Raw genomic sequence first — 16,085 nt, 5'->3', positions numbered from 1 at the left:
AGCCGAACGTCAGCGGGTCAGTCTACGTGGGCCCGATGTGAGGGTTGGACCGGCCACCGACGAAAGTGAGACAGGACTCAGCACGGGGGTCGCCGCCGGGAACCGGGCGGGAAATCCCCCTGAGGTCAGTCGTCGAACCCCTGGGCGGCCCGCTCCTCGCGCAGGGCCCGGATCGCCTGGCGGCGGGCCAGCCGGTGGGTGCGGCGGATCTGGGCCTCCTGGTAGCGCCGCTCGTCCTGCTCCGTCTCCGGCAGGACCGGCGGGACCGGCCGGGGCTTGCCCTCGGCGTCCACGGCCGCGAAGACGAGGTAGGCGGTGCCCACCTGGGTGGCGGGGGTGGACTCGTTCCACCGCTCCGCGAGGACCCGTACGCCGATCTCCATGGAGGAGCGGCCGGTCCAGTTGCACTGGGCCTTCACGTGGACGAGGTCGCCGACGCGCACGGGCGCGAGGAAGACCATCTCGTCCATGGAGGCGGTGACCGCCGGGCCGCCGGAGTGGCGGCCGGCCACGGCGCCCGCCGCGTCGTCCACCAGCTTCATGATCACTCCACCGTGCACCGTGCCCAGGAGGTTGGTGTCGTTGGCGGTCATGATGTGGCTGAGGGTCGTACGGGAGGCCGCGGTCGGCTTCCCGGGCAGCTCGCCCGGTATCTGAGTCATACGGACACCTTAGATCGGTACCGGAGGCATCAGCTCTGCAACAGCACCGGTACGGAAGGCCCACCGGGCTGTCGGACGACACGCCCGAGCAGGCATTCTTGGGCGCATGAATGACTGGCCAGAAGGTCGTGACGGCGGGTACGGACAGGGCAGCGCGCAGCCGCAGCCCGAGGGCGCCCAGCGGATGCGGCACATCCAGCGGCAGCAGCCGCAGCAGCCGCCCCAGCCCCCGCGGCCCCCGCAGGGTCCCCCGGCGCCGCGGCGCCCCGCGCAGCCCGTACGCCCGTCCGTGCCTCCGCAGGGGGCGCGGAGCCACGACACGTACGACGGCTACGACAGCGGCTACAACACCGGCCAGGTCTACGGCTCCCCCTCGGGCGGCGGCCAGGGCGGCTCCGGGCGCCCCGGCGGTCCGGGTGGTCCGGGTGGTCCCGGCGGCTCCGCGCCGCGGCCGGCCGGTCCCGCGCCGGACTGGCGCAAGCGGATCAAGGTCGGCTCGATCGTCCTGGTCTCCGCGCTGCTGGTGACGGGCGTCTCCACGTACTTCTGGGCCGACTCCAAGGTGCGCCGCGAGGTGGACCTCTCCAAGGTCATCGAGCGGCCCAAGGAGGGCGACTGCACGACGTACCTGATCGTGGGCTCCGACAGCCGCGAGGGCATGTCCGACGAGGAGAAGAAGAAGCTCCACACGGGCTCCGCCGAGGGCAAGCGCACCGACTCGATGATGATCCTGGCGAAGTGCTCCAGCGGGAACACGATGATCTCGCTGCCCCGTGACTCGGACGTGGAGATCCCCTCGTTCGTCGGCTCCCAGTCCGGCAAGAAGTACGCGGGCACGGGCAAGCGCACCAAGCTGAACGCGGCGTACGCGGAGGACGGCCCCGAGCTGCTCGTGCGGACGGTGGAGTTCAACACCGGCCTGCGCATCGACCACTACGCGGAGATCGGCTTCGCCGGCTTCGCGAACATCGTGGACTCGCTCGGCGGCGTCGAACTCGACATCGAGCAGGGCTTCAAGGACGAGAAGTCGGGCGCCGACTTCAAGGCGGGCAAGCAGACGCTGAACGGCGAGCAGTCCCTGGCCTTCGTCCGCACCCGGTACGCCTTCGCGGAGTCGGACCTCCAGCGGACGAAGAACCAGCAGAAGTTCCTGTCGGCGCTCGCCAACCAGGCGGCGACCCCGTCCACGATCCTCAACCCGTTCAAGCTCTACCCGCTGATGGGCGCGGGCCTGGACACGCTGATCGTGGACAAGGACATGGGCCTGTACGACATGGGCCAGATGTTCTTCGCGATGAAGGGCGTCAACGGAGGTGACGGCGTCTCGATGAACATGCCGATCTCCGGCCAGCGCGGCGGCAACCTCGTCTGGGACAAGGCGAAGGTGCAGCAGCTGGTCAAGCAGATCCAGAACGACGAGAAGGTGACCGTCCGCGGGCAGTGACCCGCACCCGCACCGGGCTCGCGGGCGGACGGCGGTACGGGAAAGGGGCACCCCCTCGGGGGTGCCCCTTTCCCGTACGCGGGTGGGTCGATCAGCGCTTGCCGGCGCGGGCGCGGAGCTTCCACGGCATGGCGATGGACTCCAGCTGGACCGCCAGGTTCATCTTGGACTCGCCGACGGTGCGGTCCTCGAAGTGGATCGGGACCTCCATGACCTGGAAGCCGCGGCGCAGGGCCTTGAACTTCATCTCCACCTGGAAGCTGTAGCCGGCGCTGCCGATCGACGCCAGGTCGATCGCCTTCAGCGCGTCCGCGCTCCACAGGTTGAAGCCGCCCGTGATGTCGCGGACGCGGGTGCCCAGGATGGTGCTCGCGTAGGCGTTGGCCCAGCGGGAGAGCAGCTTGCGGTGGGCGCCCCACGCGTCGGACAGGGTGCCGCCCGGGACGTAACGGGAGCCGACGACGAGACCGGAGCCGGTGGAGCGGGCGACGCCCAGCATCTCCGCGATCTTCCCGGCCGGGTGGGAGCCGTCGGCGTCCATCTGGAGCACGTACTCGGCGCCGTCCTCGACCGCCTTGGCCATGCCCGCCGCGTAGGCGCGGCCGAGGCCGTCCTTCGCGGTGCGGTGCAGGACCGACATGCGCGGCTTGCCGTCCTCCGTGAGGTGGCTCTCCGCCAGTTCGTCGGCGATCTTGCCGGTGCCGTCGGGCGAGGAGTCGTCGACGACCAGCAGGCGCAGACCCGGCTGGTCGAGCCCCATCAGCAACTCCACCATGCCCGGCAGGTTGCCCGCCTCGTTGTACGTGGGCATGACCACGGTGAGCGGGGTGTGCGCCCAGGCGTCGGGGAGCTTCGTGGATGCGACGTCGGTCGCGCGGGGGGTCTGCTGCTCGCCTATCACAGGGTTATGCCTCACTGAAGTTGGTCACCGGTCGGAGGAGAAGCGGACCGCGGCGGCGGGAAGTTCAGCCTCGCACCACACCCGCACCCCTGCGCGAAGTTCGTTGTCAGCTCCTACGACGGCACCGTCACCGATGACCGCGCCGTTCACCACCGTGCGCGAACCCACCGAGGCACCCGCGCCGATGAGGCTGGCGCTCACCACCGTGTCGGGGCCGAGGGTCGCACCGTCCAGCACGATGGAGCCCTGGACGACCGCGCCCGCTTCGATGCGGGCGCCGGCACCCACCACGGTACCGCCCGAAAGCTTGGCTCCGTCAGCCACCTGGGCACCCGGGAGCACGAGGGCCTCACCACGGGGGCCGGGGACGGCCGGGGAGGAGACGATGCCGCGGACGAGGTCGGCGGAAGCCTGGACGAAGGACTCGGGCTTGCCGAGGTCCAGCCAGTACGTGTCCTCGGTGACGCCGTGCAGCCTGGCTCCGGAGGCGAGCAGACCGGGGAAGGTCTCGCGCTCGACGGACACCGGCCGACCGGCCGGGATGGAGTCGATGACGCTGCGGCGGAAGACGTAGCAGCCGGCGTTGATCTGGTCGGTGACGATCTCCTCGGGGGTCTGCGGCTTCTCGGTGAAGGCCAGCACCCGCCCCTCGGAGTCGGTGGGGACCAGACCGAAGGCGCGCGGGTCCTCGACCCGCACCAGGTGCAGGGAGACGTCGGCGTCGGCCGCCTGGTGCGACTCGACCAGGCCGGCGATGTCCAGGCCGGTGAGGATGTCACCGTTGAAGACGAGGACGGAGGAGTCGGGGCCTCCGGTGAGGCGCTGCGCGGCGTTGCGGATGGCGCCGCCGGTACCGAGGGGCTCGTCCTCGACCACGTACTCCAGGGTGACCCCGAACTCGGACCCGTCACCGAAGTAGGGCTCGAAGACCTCTGCCAGGTAGCAGGTGGCCATCACGATGTGGGTGACACCGGCGGCGGCGGCCCTGGCTATCTGGTGGGCGAGGAACGGCACACCAGCGGCCGGCACCATCGGCTTGGGGGTGTTGACCGTCACGGGGCGCAGTCGCGTCCCCTGCCCTCCGACCAGCAGGATCGCTTCCGTCATTGTTTTCTCCCCAAGCGGTTCGGGCGTACGAAGGTTCAAAGTTAGCCCATACGGGGGCGTACAAAAGTCCCAGGTGGGCCGCTCCGGCCACCTGCCGTCCGCGCCTCCCCCGAGTGCCGCCCGCGCCTGTGGCGCGCCCCCCATCATGCCTTGGATCGGATGCTCGTCCGCACGATGTGGGGTGGGAGGAGGGAAGACCCGTGACGTTGTTGCGGATTCGGTACGTCACCGCGTCGGTGCCGTTGCCGTGCGCGACGGAACCGGGCTTCCCTCCCCCTCTCACATGCGGATCACACGGGGATCACACGACGGTGCCGAGGGAGGTCCAGTCGCCCTTCCCGTCGCCGCCGTTGAAGAGGTACACCACCACGCTGTCGCCGGTCCCCGAGAGGAAGTAGTCGGCGTGGGTGTCGCCGTCGAAGTCGGCGAACTGCACCTTGCTCTGCACCGTCGTCAGACCGCTCGCGATCTGCCCGAGCGAGCCCCAGCCGCCGTGCGTGTCACCGCCGCGGTTCGTGTAGGCGACGATGGCGCCGTTGGTGCCGATCGTGATGTAGTCGGCCCGGCCGTCGCCGTCCACGTCGGCGAAGCGGACGCGGGAGCGGTCGCTCGTGGTACCGGTGGCCACCTGGTTCAGGACCTGCCAGCCGGCGCCGGCGTCTCCGCCGCGGTTCACGTAGGCCACGACGGCGCCGTTGGTGCCGATCGTGAGGTAGTCGGTGCGGCCGTCGCCGTCGTAGTCGGCGAAGCGGACCTGGTCCTGGGTGCTCGTGGCGCCGGAGCCGACCTGCCCGGCGTTCGCCCAGCCGCCGCCCGCGTCGCCGCCGCGGTTGAGGTAGACGACGATGCTGCCGTTGGTGTTGAGGAGGATGTAGTCCGTCTTGCCGTCCCCGTCCCAGTCGGCGAACCGGACTCGCGAGCGGTCCGTCGTGAGGCCGCTCGCCACGCGGATGGGGCCCTGCCAGCCGCCACGGGAGTTCCCGCCGCGGTTCAGCTTGACGTCGACGGCGCCGTTGTCCGCGACGAGGATCTGGTCGACCTTGCCGTCACCGTCCCAGTCGGCCCAGCGCACCCGAGCGGCACCGCCGACCTCGTTCCCGGCCCGCGGGGCGGGGGCGTGCTGCGTCCAGCCGTCGGTGACGGCCTGCTCCAGGGCGTCACTGTAGACGCGCGCCATCTTGGCGTAGCCGGCTTCGTTGGGGTGCAGACCGTCGGCCAGTTCCGTGGCGGCGACCACCTGGGCCGGCTCCGCGAAGCGGAAGTGCTGGCCGGCGGCCCGGCGGGAGGCCTCCTGTCCACGAATGACCGCGTTGAAGTCGGCCGCGCGCTGTTCCTGGCCCACGGTGGAGGTCAGCAGACCCTGGACGATGACCGTGATGCCGGGCTTTCGCGCCTGGATCCCGTCGATGAGCGTGGACAGCCGGTTCGCCGCGGTGACCGGGTCGGCCTTGAAGGCGCCGGTGCTCCCGTCCTTCTCAAGCAGGTCGTTGATGCCCAGGTGGAGCAGGACGACGTCCGGGTTGGCGGCGGACTGCCACTGGGCGATTTGCGGCTGCACGTCTGCGATTCGCCATCCGCTGTGCCCCTCGTTGTCGGGGTCTGCGAAGTTGCCGAAAGAGAGGTTGCCGACCAAGTCGGGGAGGTAGCGGGACTGACCCGACATGAGGTTCCACAGGGCGGGCCGGTATCCGAGGACGTTGCCGGGGCTGCCGACACCCATGGTTATGGAGTCACCGAGCGGCATGATGTGGAGAAGGGGCGGGGAGGGCACTGGGGCCGCGGCGGCCGGGGTGACGCCGAGCCCGAGGAGGGCGGTGCTTGCGAGCAGGGCAAGGCTGAGGTGCGCGGTGCGCTTCATCACGGGTCTGGGACCTTCGCTGGAGAGGAACTGCGACGCGGAACGTCTTCGCATGACAGGGCGGAAGGCGCGGCTGGGTGACCGGGGAAACCAGAGGTCTCGAACCCGGGGACCCGACGGCCGCGGCAGGGTCAGCCGGTCACGCGGAGTTCGACGACGACGTGGCCCGTGGCGTCCAGCGGCTTGTCGACGACGCGCACGTAGCTGTTCTTGGGGACAATCGCGTTCGTGGTGGTGGCGCCCGAGACGAGCTTGGCGTTCACGGGGTGCGCACCGGCGTCGAGGGCGAAGACCCGGTCCAATTCGAAGGTGACCCGGCCGGTCTGCGAACCGACGTTCAAGCAGTACATGGGCTTCCGCTTGGTGGCGGCGTCCTCGTAGGCGTACACGCGAATCTGGGAAGCATTCATTCCGCATTCGGCGAGGGTGATTCCGCCGTTTCCGCGAACCATCTTGATTCCGTCCTTCGCGAGGATTTCCGCGGAGTTCGGGTACGGGGTCTCCGGGGCCTCGACGGGCACCGAAGGCGACTGCGAGGCGGGGACGGGTACCGAGGGCGACGGCGAGGTCGTGGCGGTCGCCGTGGGCGTGGGCGACGCGCTGGGCGACGCGGGCACCGATGCCGACGCCGAGGGCTTCGCAAGCGCCGCCGGATCCGCCACCGAAGAATCACCCGAACCGTCGGCAGCCGTCGCATAGGCACCGAAGGCACAGAGCGCGGTGACCGCGATGGCTGCTATGACGGGTTGACGCATGCGAGAGGGCACCGGGCAGGGTCCTTTCAGGACGGGAGAGACAACAGCCAAAAATCGCTTGGATCTTGGTAGTTGTCAAACATTAGCTCGAATCCCCGGGGCCCCTCCACGAAAAAAGGCCCGACCGGGAAAACCCGGCCGGGCTTTTTCAACCGCAAGCGAAGGGGGCTACGGCAGGTTGCGCGCCATGACGATGCGCTGGACCTGGTTGGTGCCCTCGTAGATCTGCGTGATCTTGGCGTCGCGCATCATGCGCTCCACCGGGTAGTCGCGGGTGTAGCCGTAGCCGCCGAGGAGCTGGACGGCGTCCGTGGTGACCTCCATGGCCACGTCGGAGGCGAAGCACTTGGCCGCGGCGCCGAGGTAGGTGAGGTCGGCGTCGCCGCGCTCCGAGGCAGCGGCGGCCTGGTAGGTCAGGGCGCGGGCGGCGGAGATCTTCATGGCCATGTCCGCGAGCATGAACTGGATGCCCTGGAAGTCGGCGATCGGCTTGCCGAACTGCTTGCGCTCCTGGACGTAGCCCTTGGCGTAGTCCAGGGCGCCCTGGGCGATGCCGAGTGCCTGCGCGGCGATGGTGATGCGGGTGTGGTCGAGGGTCTTCATCGCGGTGGCGAAGCCGGTGCCCTCGGCGCCGATCATGCGGTCGGCGGGGATGCGGACGTTGTCGAGGTAGACCTCGCGCGTCGGGGAACCCTTGATGCCGAGCTTCTTCTCCGGGGCACCGAAGGAGACGCCCTCGTCCGACTTCTCGACGACGAAGGCGCTGATGCCCTTCGAGCGCTTCTCCGGGTCGGTGACGGCCATGACCGTGTAGTACTCGGAGACGCCCGCGTTGGTGATCCAGCGCTTCACGCCGTTGAGGATGTAGTGGTCGCCGTCGCGGACCGCGCGGGTCTTCATGCCGGCCGCGTCCGAGCCGGCGTCCGGCTCCGAGAGGGCGTACGAGAACATCGCGTCGCCCTTGGCCAGCGGGCCGAGGTACTTGGCCTTGAGCTCCTCGGAGCCGGAGAGGATCACCGGCAGCGAGCCGAGCTTGTTGACGGCCGGGATCAGCGAAGAGGAGGCGCAGACGCGGGCCACCTCCTCGATCACGATCACGGTGGCGAGCGCGTCGGCGCCGGCGCCGCCGTAGGTCTCCGGCACGTGGACGGCGTGCAGGTCGCTGGCGACCAGGGCGTCGAGGGCCTCCTGCGGGAAGCGGGACTCCTCGTCGACCGCGGCGGCGAACGGCAGGATCTTCGCCTCGGCGAGCGAGCGGACGGACTCTCGGAGCATGTCGTGCTCCTCGGCCGGGCGGTACAGGTCGAAGTCGGCAGAACCCGCCAAGATCTCTCACTCCCCAAGGGTGACGCGTTTCGTGATGCTAACTACCGTTAAGTAACCCAAGTTTAGTCGCCGGTGCCGGGGCAGCGGTATGGACGGCCCACGTGAGTTGCGTGACAGAGGGGTCACCCACTGGGGAACGTCCCCCGTACGGGCCCGACTATGCTCAGTGGCCGCACACGGCCCCGCACCTCTGGAGCACCCATGGCCCCCCTCAAGATCACCGTGATCGGCACCGGCTACCTCGGCGCGACCCACGCCGCGGCGATGGCGGAGCTGGGGTTCGAGGTGCTGGGGCTGGACGTGGTGCCCGAGAAGATCGAAATGCTGGCGTCCGGCCGGGTGCCGATGTACGAGCCCGGGCTGGAGGAACTGCTCGCCAAGCACGTGGCCGGGCTGCCGGGATCCACCGGGCGGCTTCGGTTCACGACCTCCTGGGAGGAGGTCGGCGAGTTCGGCGACGTCCACTTCGTCTGCGTGAACACTCCGCAGAAGCACGGGGAGTACGCGTGTGACATGTCGTATGTCGACTCCGCGATGGAGTCGCTGGCCCCGCACCTGACGCGGCCCGTCCTGGTGGTCGGCAAGTCGACCGTGCCGGTGGGCTCGGCGCAGCGGCTGGCGGAGAAGCTGGTGGAGCTGGCCCCGGCGGGCGCGGACGTGGAACTGGCCTGGAACCCGGAGTTCCTGCGGGAGGGCTTCGCCGTGCAGGACACCCTGCACCCCGACCGGATCGTGATCGGCGTACACGGCGAGCGCGGCGAGAAGGTGCTGCGCGAGGTGTACGAGACGCCGATGGGCGAGGGCAGCCCGATGGTGGTGACCGACTTCCCGACCGCCGAGCTGGTGAAGACCGCCGCCAATTCCTTCCTGGCGACGAAGATCTCGTTCATCAACGCCATGGCCGAGGTGTGCGAGGCGGCGGGCGGCGACGTGGTGAAGCTGGCGGAGGCCATCGGCTACGACGAGCGCATCGGCGCGAAGTTCCTGCGGGCCGGGATCGGCTTCGGCGGCGGCTGCCTGCCGAAGGACATCCGGGCGTTCATGGCGCGGGCCGGCGAACTGGGAGCCGACCAGGCGCTGACCTTCCTGCGGGAGGTCGACTCGATCAACATGCGCCGCCGCGGGCACATGGTCGAGCTGGCGCGGGAGGCCGTGGGCGGCTCGTTCCTGGGCAAGCGGGTGGCCGTGCTCGGCGCCACCTTCAAGCCGGACTCGGACGACGTACGGGACTCGCCCGCGCTGAACGTGGCCGGGCAGATCCACCTCCAGGGCGGGCAGGTGACGGTGTACGACCCCAAGGGGATGGAGAACGCGCGGCGCGTGTTCCCGACCCTCGGGTACGCGGACTCCGCGCTGGAGGCGGCGCGCGGGGCGGAGGTCGTCCTGCACCTCACGGAGTGGCGCGAGTTCCGTGACCTCGACCCCGCGGAGCTGGGCGGCGTCGTCACGGACCGGCTGATCCTGGATGGCCGCAACGCGCTGGACCCCACGGTGTGGCGGGCGGCCGGCTGGACGTACCGCGCGATGGGGCGCCCCCGGGCCTGACGCCCTGCCTGGCGCCCTGCCTGGCGCCCTGCGGGCATGCCCCGCTTGACGTAGGTGCGGCGCCGTTGGACTGCGGGATGCGGGTGCGGCGCCTTGCTCTGCGGGATGCGGGTGCGGCGCCTTGCTCTGCGGGATGCGGGTGCGGCGCCTTGCTCTGCGGGATGCGGGTGCGGCGCCGTTGGACTGCGGGATGCGGGTGCGGCGCCGTTGGACTGCGGGATGCCGGTGCGGCGCCGTTGCCGGGGCTCCGCCCCGGACCCCGCTCCTCAAACGCCGGAGGGGCTGGGGTTGCCGCCGGAGAGGCTGGGGTTGCCGCCGGAGGGGCTGGGGTTGCCGCCGGTGGGGCTGGCATCGCGGGCGCGGTATTTGCGCATTTTTTCGCGGCTGCCGCAGATCGACATCGAGCACCAGCGGCCGCGACCCGCGGGGCTGCGGTCGTAGTACGCCCAGCGGCAGTCGTCCGCCGCGCAGGCCTTCAGGCGGGGCCAGGTGCCCGCGGCGGCCCCTTCGGCCAGGGCCTCGGCCATCCGGGTGAGCAGGGTCGGGGCGCCCGCCGGGGCGAGGGTCACGGCGCCGGACGCGTCGATGCGCACGGTCAGCGGGGCCTCCGCCAGGAGGCGGTTCAGGCGGTCCTCGGCGCCGGGGCGCAGTTCGTGGCCCGCGTGGGCCAGCAGGGCGTCGCGCAGGGCCTCGCGCAGTTCCACGGCCTCCGCCAGGGCCGCCCCGGACAGGCCGAACTCGGCCGCGAGGCGGTCGTCGCCCGTGTCCACGCTCAGCGTGTTGACGAGTTTCTCCACCAGCGCGAGACCGCCGGGTGCCGGTGCGCGTCCACTCATGCCCTCGACGTTACCTCTTGGCGCGGAGCAGAGGTAACGCGTAGGTTGGGGTTACCCGTAAGAGGTGTTTACCGGTAACCCCAAGGAGAGAACCATGGCCGTCGCCAAGCTCGGCACCGTCGTCCTCGACTGTCCCGACCCGCTCGCCCTCGCCACCTTCTACGCAGGCCTGCTCGGCGGCAGCCCCAGCGCCGACGAGGACGGGACCTGGGTGGACCTGGAGGGGCACGAGGGCACGCCACTGGCCTTCCAGCTGGCACCGGGGCACGTCGCTCCGAACTGGCCCTCCCCCGAGGGCTCGCAGCAGTTCCACCTGGACCTGACCGTCGACGACCTCGACGCCGCGGAGGAACGCATCCTCGCCCTCGGGGCCAAGCCCCTCGACACGGACGACCGGGGCCGCACGTGGCGGGTCTACGCCGACCCTGCCGGGCACCCGGTCTGCCTCTGCGCCTGCTAGGTCTACGTGCGGCGGTGCTGGGCGGCGCGGGCCGTGAATTCCGCGTCGCGCAGGACCCGCTGGGCGTTGCCCCAGGTCAACGCCGCGAGGTCGGCCTCCGACCAGCCGCGTTCGAGGAGTTCCGCGAGCAGCTTGGGGTAACCCGAGGGGTCGGTGAGGCCGGTCGGGCGGGGGCTGCCCTGTTCGGAGCCGAAGCCGGCGCCGAGGCCGACGCCGCCCGGACCGGCGACGGCCCGTACGTGGTCGATGTGGTCGGCCACCGCGTGCAGGGAGTCCCCCGTGCGGGCGGTGTCGAAGGTGACCATCGCCAGGCCGCCGGCCTCGCGCAGGGCGAGCAGGACCTCGTCGGTCACGTTCCCGGGATGCGGGTTCAGGGCGGCCGCGCCCGTGTTCGAGACGACCACCGGCGCCTTGGACGCCTCCACGAGCCGGCAGGCCGCCTCGGGCTCGCAGCCGGCGAGGTCCAGCAGGACCGCGAGCCGGTTCGCCTCGCGGACCACCTGGTGGCCGAAGGCGGTCAGCTCCTCCGCCGCCCAGGGCGCTCCCGCGGGGGCGAGGATCCGTACGCCCAGCGTGTGGAAGGCGCGCAGCGCGCCGAGGGAATCGGTGAGCGTGCTGCCGGGCACGGGGCCGAGGAACGAGGCGATGCGGCCGCGGTTGCGGGCGTCGGCCATGTCGTCGGCGCTGAGGGCGAGGAGCAGGCTGTCGGGGTAGCGGCGCATCAGGGCCAGCGCCACGTCGATCTGTTCCAGGGTCTCGGAGACCACGGCCCCGGGAGGGCTGGTCTGGGGTACGAGCAGGGACCAGAACTGGGCACCGACCCCGCCGGCGCGGAGCCTCGGGATGTCGGTGTCGACGCCGGCTTCCGGGGTGTCGATGTCGTGGTACGGGCTCTGGCGCAAGGTCCGGACGAGCGTGTTGCAGCCGTCCGCGACGGGATGGACGGACAGCAGCGCGGTGGCGCGGTCGAGCGCGCCGGCGGCGGGTTTGGTGGCGGGGGCCGGGGGGTCTTCGGCTCCGATGCCCACGGAGTGGGGTTCATCCTGCAGGTCGGCCATGGCGTTCGCTCCGGTCTCGGCGGCAGCAGGGAGAGGTGGTGCCACCGTGACACGCGGGGCGTGTGTGCCGCCCGGCGGGTGAGGCGTTCGGGTGGCCGCTGCCGTTGCCCTGGCCGGGCCGTTGCCGCCGCTGCCAGTGCCGGTACCGGTGCCGGGCAGGGCCGGGTGCGGGGCCCGGTGGGGCGGGGGCCGCTGCGCGGAGCTGCTCCCCGCCCCGCCCTTTCTCCGTTTCCCGGGCTCCGCCCGGACCCGGTCCTCAATCGCCGGACGGGCTGAAAGAACCAGGGACTCCGGCCCGAACCCCGGTCCTCAAAGGCCGGACGGGCTGAAAAAACCCGGAACTCCGGCCCGAACCCCGATCCTCAAACGCCGGACGGGCTGGAAGAGCCGGGGCTCGGACGGCGGCGAAATCCAGCCCCGCCGGCGTTTGAGGCGCGGGGTTCGGGGCGGGGCCCCGGTGGAAGCGCCGCGCGGCGGTGGGCTACAGCACCGCGTTCGACGGGCCGCGGGTCGTCGACAGGTCTCGCGCGGCCGACTCCGCGTCGCGGAGGACGCGGACCGCGTTCGACCACGTCAGCTTCGCGAGGTCCTCGCGGGACCAGCCGCGGGTGAGGAGTTCCGCCACCAGGTTCGGGTAGCCCGCCACGTCGTCCAGGCCGGACGGGGTAAAGGCCGTGCCGTCGTAGTCCCCGCCGATGCCGATGTGGTCGATGCCGGCCACCTCGCGCATGTGGTCGAGGTGGTCCGCCACCGTCGAGGCGGTGGCCACCGGACGGGGGCGGGCCTCCTCGAAGGCGCGGTGCAGGGCCATCGCCTCGGGTGTGGTGTCCAGGTGGTGGAAGCCGTGGGCGCGCAGGTTCTCGTCCGCGGCCCGGGTCCACTCGACCGCCGCCGGGAGGATGAACTTCGGGACGAACGTGGCCATCGCCACCCCGCCGTTGGCCGGGAGCAGGGCGAGGACGTCGTCCGGGATGTTGCGGGGGTGGTCGCAGACCGCACGCGCGGAGGAGTGCGAGAAGACCACCGGCGCGGCCGAGACGGCGATCGCGTCGCGCATCGTCGTCGCGGCGACGTGCGAGAGGTCCACGAGCATGCCGACGCGGTTCATCTCGCGGACGACCTCGCGGCCGAAGTCGGTCAGGCCGCCGTGTCGGGGCTCGTCGGTCGCCGAGTCCGCCCAGTCGATGGTGTCGTTGTGGGTCAGGGTCATGTAGCGCACGCCCAGCCGGTGCAGGGCGCGCAGGGTGGCGAGGGAGTTGTTGATGGAGTGGCCGCCCTCGGCGCCCATGAGGGAGGCGATGCGTCCGCTCGCGCGGGCGGCCTCCATGTCGTCGGCCGTCAGGGCCCGGACCAGGTCGCCGGGGTAACGGTCGATCAGCTGGGAGACCGCGTCGATCTGCTCCAGGGTGGCGCTGACCGCCGTGTCCCCGGCGTAGTCGGAGCGGACGTAGACCGACCAGAACTGCGCGCCGACCCCGCCGGCCCGCAGCCGGGGGATGTCGGTGTGCAGGTGGGCGGACTGGTCGCCGGCGATGTCGCGCTTCGCCAGGTCGTAGCGGACCTGCTCGCGCAGCGCCCAGGGGAGGTCGTTGTGGCCGTCGACCACCGGGTGCTCGGCGAGCAGCTCACGCGCCTCGTCCAGGCGCTGCGCCGCGCTCACTTCGCGAATCCGAAGGAGTCCGCGCCCGCGACCTTCGCCCGCAGCCGCTTGCCCTTCTCGGTGGCCTGGTCGTTCAGCTCCTGCTGGAAGTCGCGCATGCGCGCCAGCAGGTCCTCGTCGTGCGTGGCGAGGATGCGGGCGGCCAGCAGCCCCGCGTTGCGCGCCCCGGCGACCGAGACGGTGGCGACGGGAACCCCCGCGGGCATCTGGACGATGGACAGCAGGGAGTCCATGCCGTCGAGGTACTTGAGGGGGACGGGGACCCCGATGACCGGGAGCGGGGTGACGGAGGCGAGCATGCCCGGCAGGTGGGCGGCGCCGCCCGCGCCCGCGATGATCGCCTTGAGCCCCCGGTCCGCGGCCTGTTCCCCGTACGAGATCATCTCGCGCGGCATCCGGTGCGCGGAGACGACGTCGACCTCGTAGGGGATCTCGAACTCGTCGAGGGCCTGGGCGGCGGCCTCCATGACCGGCCAGTCCGAGTCGGAGCCCATGACGATGCCGATGAGGGGCGCGCTTGCGGAGGTGCTCATTGGGTGACCGTTCCTCTGAGGTAGTCGGCTGCGTGGCGTGCGCGCTCAAGGACATCGTCCAGGTCGTCGCCGTACGTGTTGACGTGGCCGACCTTGCGGCCGTGTTTCACGTCCTTGCCGTACATGTGGATCTTCAGCTGGGGGTCGTGGGCCATGCAGTGCAGGTACGCCGCGTACATGTCGGGGTAGTCCCCGCCCAGCACGTTCGCCATCACGGTCCACTTCGCGCGGGGGCGCGGATCGCCCAGCGGTAGGTCCAGGACCGCGCGCACGTGGTTGGCGAACTGGGAGGTCACGGCCCCGTCCTGGGTCCAGTGGCCGCTGTTGTGCGGGCGCATCGCCAGTTCGTTGACGAGGATGCGGCCGTCGGTGGTCTCGAACAGCTCCACGGCCAGGTGGCCGGTCACGTCGAGTTCCTTGGCGATGCGCAGGGCGAGTGCCTGGGCCTCGCTCGCGAGCTCCGGGGAGAGGTTCGGGGCGGGGGCGATCACCGTGTCGCAGACCCCGTCGACCTGGACGGACTCCACGACGGGGTAGGCCACGGCCTGGCCGTGGGGGGAGCGGACGATGTTGGCCGCGAGTTCGCGGACGTAGTCCACCTTCTCTTCGGCGAGGACGGGGACACCGGCCCGGAAGGGCGCTTCCGCGTCCTCCTGGGTGCGTACGAACCACACGCCCTTGCCGTCGTAGCCGCCACGCACGGTCTTGAGGATGACGGGGAACCCGCCGACCTCCGCCGCGAAGGCCGCCACGTCCGCCGGATCGCTCACGGTCCGGTGGCGGGGGCTGGGTGCGCCGATCTCGTCGAGCTTGGCGCGCATCACCCCCTTGTCCTGGGCGTGCACCAACGCGTCGGGCCCCGGGCGGACGGGGATGCCGTCCGCTTCCAGGGCCCGCAGGTGCTCGGTGGGTACGTGCTCGTGATCGAAGGTGATCACGTCGCAGCCGCGCGCGAACGCGCGCAACGTCTCCAGATCGCGATAGTCGCCGATGACGACATCGCTCACGACCTGGGCCGCCGAGTCCTGTGGTGTGTCACTGAGGAGCTTGAATCTGATGCCGAGGGGGATGCCCGCCTCGTGGGTCATGCGGGCGAGCTGCCCGCCGCCGACCATGCCAACTACCGGGAACGTCACTCATCCAGGGTATCCGGCTGGATTCCGCCATTTGGACGTGACCCTTGAGCCGCCCCGTCACGAAGCCGTTGCGGGCCTTGGCCGGTCCTCCGGCGTGTGCCATGCGTCTCACGAGACCGGAAGGCACAGACGGAGCACAGGGGGGACACTTAGCATGGATGGGTTGACGGAGAACAGTTGACGCATAACACTGGACGCCCTTCGCGGGGCGGTGACCGACAGGACTGACCTACTGATGAGCACGCCGGGGAAGGGACCTGTTCTCGAACGCGTACGCGGACTCGCACGAGAGGTCGCAAAGTTCGGAGCGGTCGGCGGCCTGGGTGTGCTGGTCAACCTGGGTGTCTTCAACCTCATCCGCAGCACCACGGATCTGCAGGTCGTGCGCGCGAGCGTGATAGCCACCGTCGTGGCCATCGCCACGAACTACCTCGGCTTCCGCTACTTCGCCTACCGCGACCGCACCCAGAGCAACCCTGCCGGGCGTACGCGCGAACTGGTCCTGTTCGTGGCGTTCAGCGCGATCGGCCTGGTCATCGAGAACGGCGTGCTGTACGTCGCCACGTACGGCTTCGGCTGGAACGGCTCGGTCGCCAGCAACGTGTTCAAGTTCATCGGCATCGGGACGGCCACCGTGTTCCGTTTCTGGTCCTACCGCACCTGGGTCTTCAAGGCCCTTCCCGCACCCCTCGCCACGACGCCCGCCGAGCCGATGCCCGAGCCGGCGCCGCTGCCCAAGCCCGACCGCAGGCCGGACCCGCTGCCCGAGCCGGAGCCCGCGAACAACTAGCGCTCTCCGGGCTC

Annotated in this window: 16 protein-coding genes; 5 read left to right on the top strand and 11 right to left on the bottom strand. The window is 70.9% G+C overall.

The genetic code is table 11. The features are described 5' to 3' along the window. Positions 1-125: 125 nt before the first annotated feature. On the bottom strand, positions 126-662 hold the full coding sequence (locus tag ACIQ5Y_RS35660; RefSeq protein ID WP_376661857.1) for an acyl-CoA thioesterase: 537 nt from the start codon (positions 660-662) through the stop codon (positions 126-128). A 106-nt stretch (positions 663-768) separates the two neighbouring features. Between ACIQ5Y_RS35660 and ACIQ5Y_RS35655 the strand changes: the two genes are divergently transcribed. Beyond that, the gene (locus ACIQ5Y_RS35655) at positions 769-2,106 is read left to right on the top strand and encodes an LCP family protein (RefSeq protein WP_403890285.1); all 1,338 of its coding nucleotides are present in this window, start codon (positions 769-771) and stop codon (positions 2,104-2,106) included. Positions 2,107-2,197: 91 nt separating this feature from the next. Here the strand turns inward: ACIQ5Y_RS35655 and ACIQ5Y_RS35650 are convergent, their stop codons facing one another. The 4 genes from ACIQ5Y_RS35650 to ACIQ5Y_RS35635 all read right to left on the bottom strand — a co-directional run bounded on the left by ACIQ5Y_RS35650 (position 2,198) and on the right by ACIQ5Y_RS35635 (position 6,382). Next, the gene (locus ACIQ5Y_RS35650; RefSeq protein WP_403890282.1) at positions 2,198-3,007 is read right to left on the bottom strand and encodes a polyprenol monophosphomannose synthase; all 810 of its coding nucleotides are present in this window, start codon (positions 3,005-3,007) and stop codon (positions 2,198-2,200) included. 24 nt (positions 3,008-3,031) lie between these two features. Continuing rightward, the gene (locus ACIQ5Y_RS35645) at positions 3,032-4,114 is read right to left on the bottom strand and encodes a sugar phosphate nucleotidyltransferase (RefSeq protein WP_403890279.1); all 1,083 of its coding nucleotides are present in this window, start codon (positions 4,112-4,114) and stop codon (positions 3,032-3,034) included. A gap of 301 nt (positions 4,115-4,415) precedes the next feature. Continuing rightward, positions 4,416-5,972, bottom strand: coding sequence for an FG-GAP-like repeat-containing protein (locus ACIQ5Y_RS35640; RefSeq protein WP_403890276.1), 1,557 nt, complete (start codon positions 5,970-5,972; stop codon positions 4,416-4,418). 131 nt (positions 5,973-6,103) lie between these two features. Further along, positions 6,104-6,382 carry a hypothetical protein gene (locus ACIQ5Y_RS35635; RefSeq protein ID WP_403890273.1) on the bottom strand — a complete coding sequence of 93 codons (279 nt, stop codon included), beginning with the start codon at positions 6,380-6,382 and terminating at the stop codon, positions 6,104-6,106. A 43-nt stretch (positions 6,383-6,425) separates the two neighbouring features. Between ACIQ5Y_RS35635 and ACIQ5Y_RS35630 the strand changes: the two genes are divergently transcribed. Beyond that, complete coding sequence (locus ACIQ5Y_RS35630) at positions 6,426-6,671, top strand: hypothetical protein (RefSeq protein ID WP_403890270.1); 246 nt, start codon at positions 6,426-6,428, stop codon at positions 6,669-6,671. Between the two features lie 224 nt (positions 6,672-6,895). Here ACIQ5Y_RS35630 and ACIQ5Y_RS35625 read toward each other — a convergent pair whose 3' ends face one another. Further along, on the bottom strand, positions 6,896-8,002 hold the full coding sequence (locus ACIQ5Y_RS35625) for an acyl-CoA dehydrogenase family protein (protein WP_403890367.1): 1,107 nt from the start codon (positions 8,000-8,002) through the stop codon (positions 6,896-6,898). A 252-nt stretch (positions 8,003-8,254) separates the two neighbouring features. On the opposite strand from ACIQ5Y_RS35625, the gene ACIQ5Y_RS35620 reads away from it, so the two are divergent. Continuing rightward, positions 8,255-9,598, top strand: coding sequence for a UDP-glucose dehydrogenase family protein (locus ACIQ5Y_RS35620; protein ID WP_403890267.1), 1,344 nt, complete (start codon positions 8,255-8,257; stop codon positions 9,596-9,598). A gap of 266 nt (positions 9,599-9,864) precedes the next feature. On the opposite strand, the gene ACIQ5Y_RS35615 is transcribed toward ACIQ5Y_RS35620, so the two are convergent. Further along, positions 9,865-10,434, bottom strand: coding sequence for a CGNR zinc finger domain-containing protein (locus ACIQ5Y_RS35615; protein WP_403890264.1), 570 nt, complete (start codon positions 10,432-10,434; stop codon positions 9,865-9,867). Between the two features lie 94 nt (positions 10,435-10,528). Here ACIQ5Y_RS35615 and ACIQ5Y_RS35610 point away from each other — a divergent pair, with 94 nt between their 5' ends. After that, the gene (locus tag ACIQ5Y_RS35610) at positions 10,529-10,894 is read left to right on the top strand and encodes a VOC family protein (RefSeq protein WP_403890261.1); all 366 of its coding nucleotides are present in this window, start codon (positions 10,529-10,531) and stop codon (positions 10,892-10,894) included. 2 nt (positions 10,895-10,896) lie between these two features. Here ACIQ5Y_RS35610 and ACIQ5Y_RS35605 read toward each other — a convergent pair whose 3' ends face one another. From ACIQ5Y_RS35605 to ACIQ5Y_RS35590, 4 genes are all read right to left on the bottom strand, one after another. Beyond that, positions 10,897-11,952 carry a membrane dipeptidase gene (locus tag ACIQ5Y_RS35605; protein ID WP_403890258.1) on the bottom strand — a complete coding sequence of 352 codons (1,056 nt, stop codon included), beginning with the start codon at positions 11,950-11,952 and terminating at the stop codon, positions 10,897-10,899. Between the two features lie 481 nt (positions 11,953-12,433). Continuing rightward, positions 12,434-13,612: a dipeptidase gene (locus tag ACIQ5Y_RS35600; RefSeq protein ID WP_403890255.1), complete on the bottom strand. Its 1,179-nt coding sequence runs from the start codon at positions 13,610-13,612 to the stop codon at positions 12,434-12,436. After that, the gene (gene purE, locus ACIQ5Y_RS35595) at positions 13,609-14,145 is read right to left on the bottom strand and encodes a 5-(carboxyamino)imidazole ribonucleotide mutase (RefSeq protein WP_403890252.1); all 537 of its coding nucleotides are present in this window, start codon (positions 14,143-14,145) and stop codon (positions 13,609-13,611) included. The genes ACIQ5Y_RS35600 and purE overlap by 4 nt, the downstream gene beginning before the upstream one ends. Continuing rightward, positions 14,142-15,281, bottom strand: a complete 1,140-nt coding sequence (locus tag ACIQ5Y_RS35590) for a 5-(carboxyamino)imidazole ribonucleotide synthase (protein ID WP_403890250.1) — start codon at positions 15,279-15,281, stop codon at positions 14,142-14,144. Before ACIQ5Y_RS35590 ends, purE begins: the two co-directional genes overlap by 4 nt. A gap of 235 nt (positions 15,282-15,516) precedes the next feature. Between ACIQ5Y_RS35590 and ACIQ5Y_RS35585 the strand changes: the two genes are divergently transcribed. Next, positions 15,517-16,071 (top strand): GtrA family protein, encoded by a 555-nt coding sequence (locus tag ACIQ5Y_RS35585; RefSeq protein WP_403890247.1) that lies wholly within the window; start codon positions 15,517-15,519, stop codon positions 16,069-16,071. The last annotated feature ends 14 nt before the right edge of the window (positions 16,072-16,085 follow it).

This window comes from Streptomyces sp. NPDC096339, from assembly GCF_044762985.1.
GTDB lineage: Bacteria > Actinomycetota > Actinomycetes > Streptomycetales > Streptomycetaceae > Streptomyces.
Note: the sequence above shows the minus strand (reverse complement) of the source record. Positions and strands in the feature narration are given on the sequence as shown.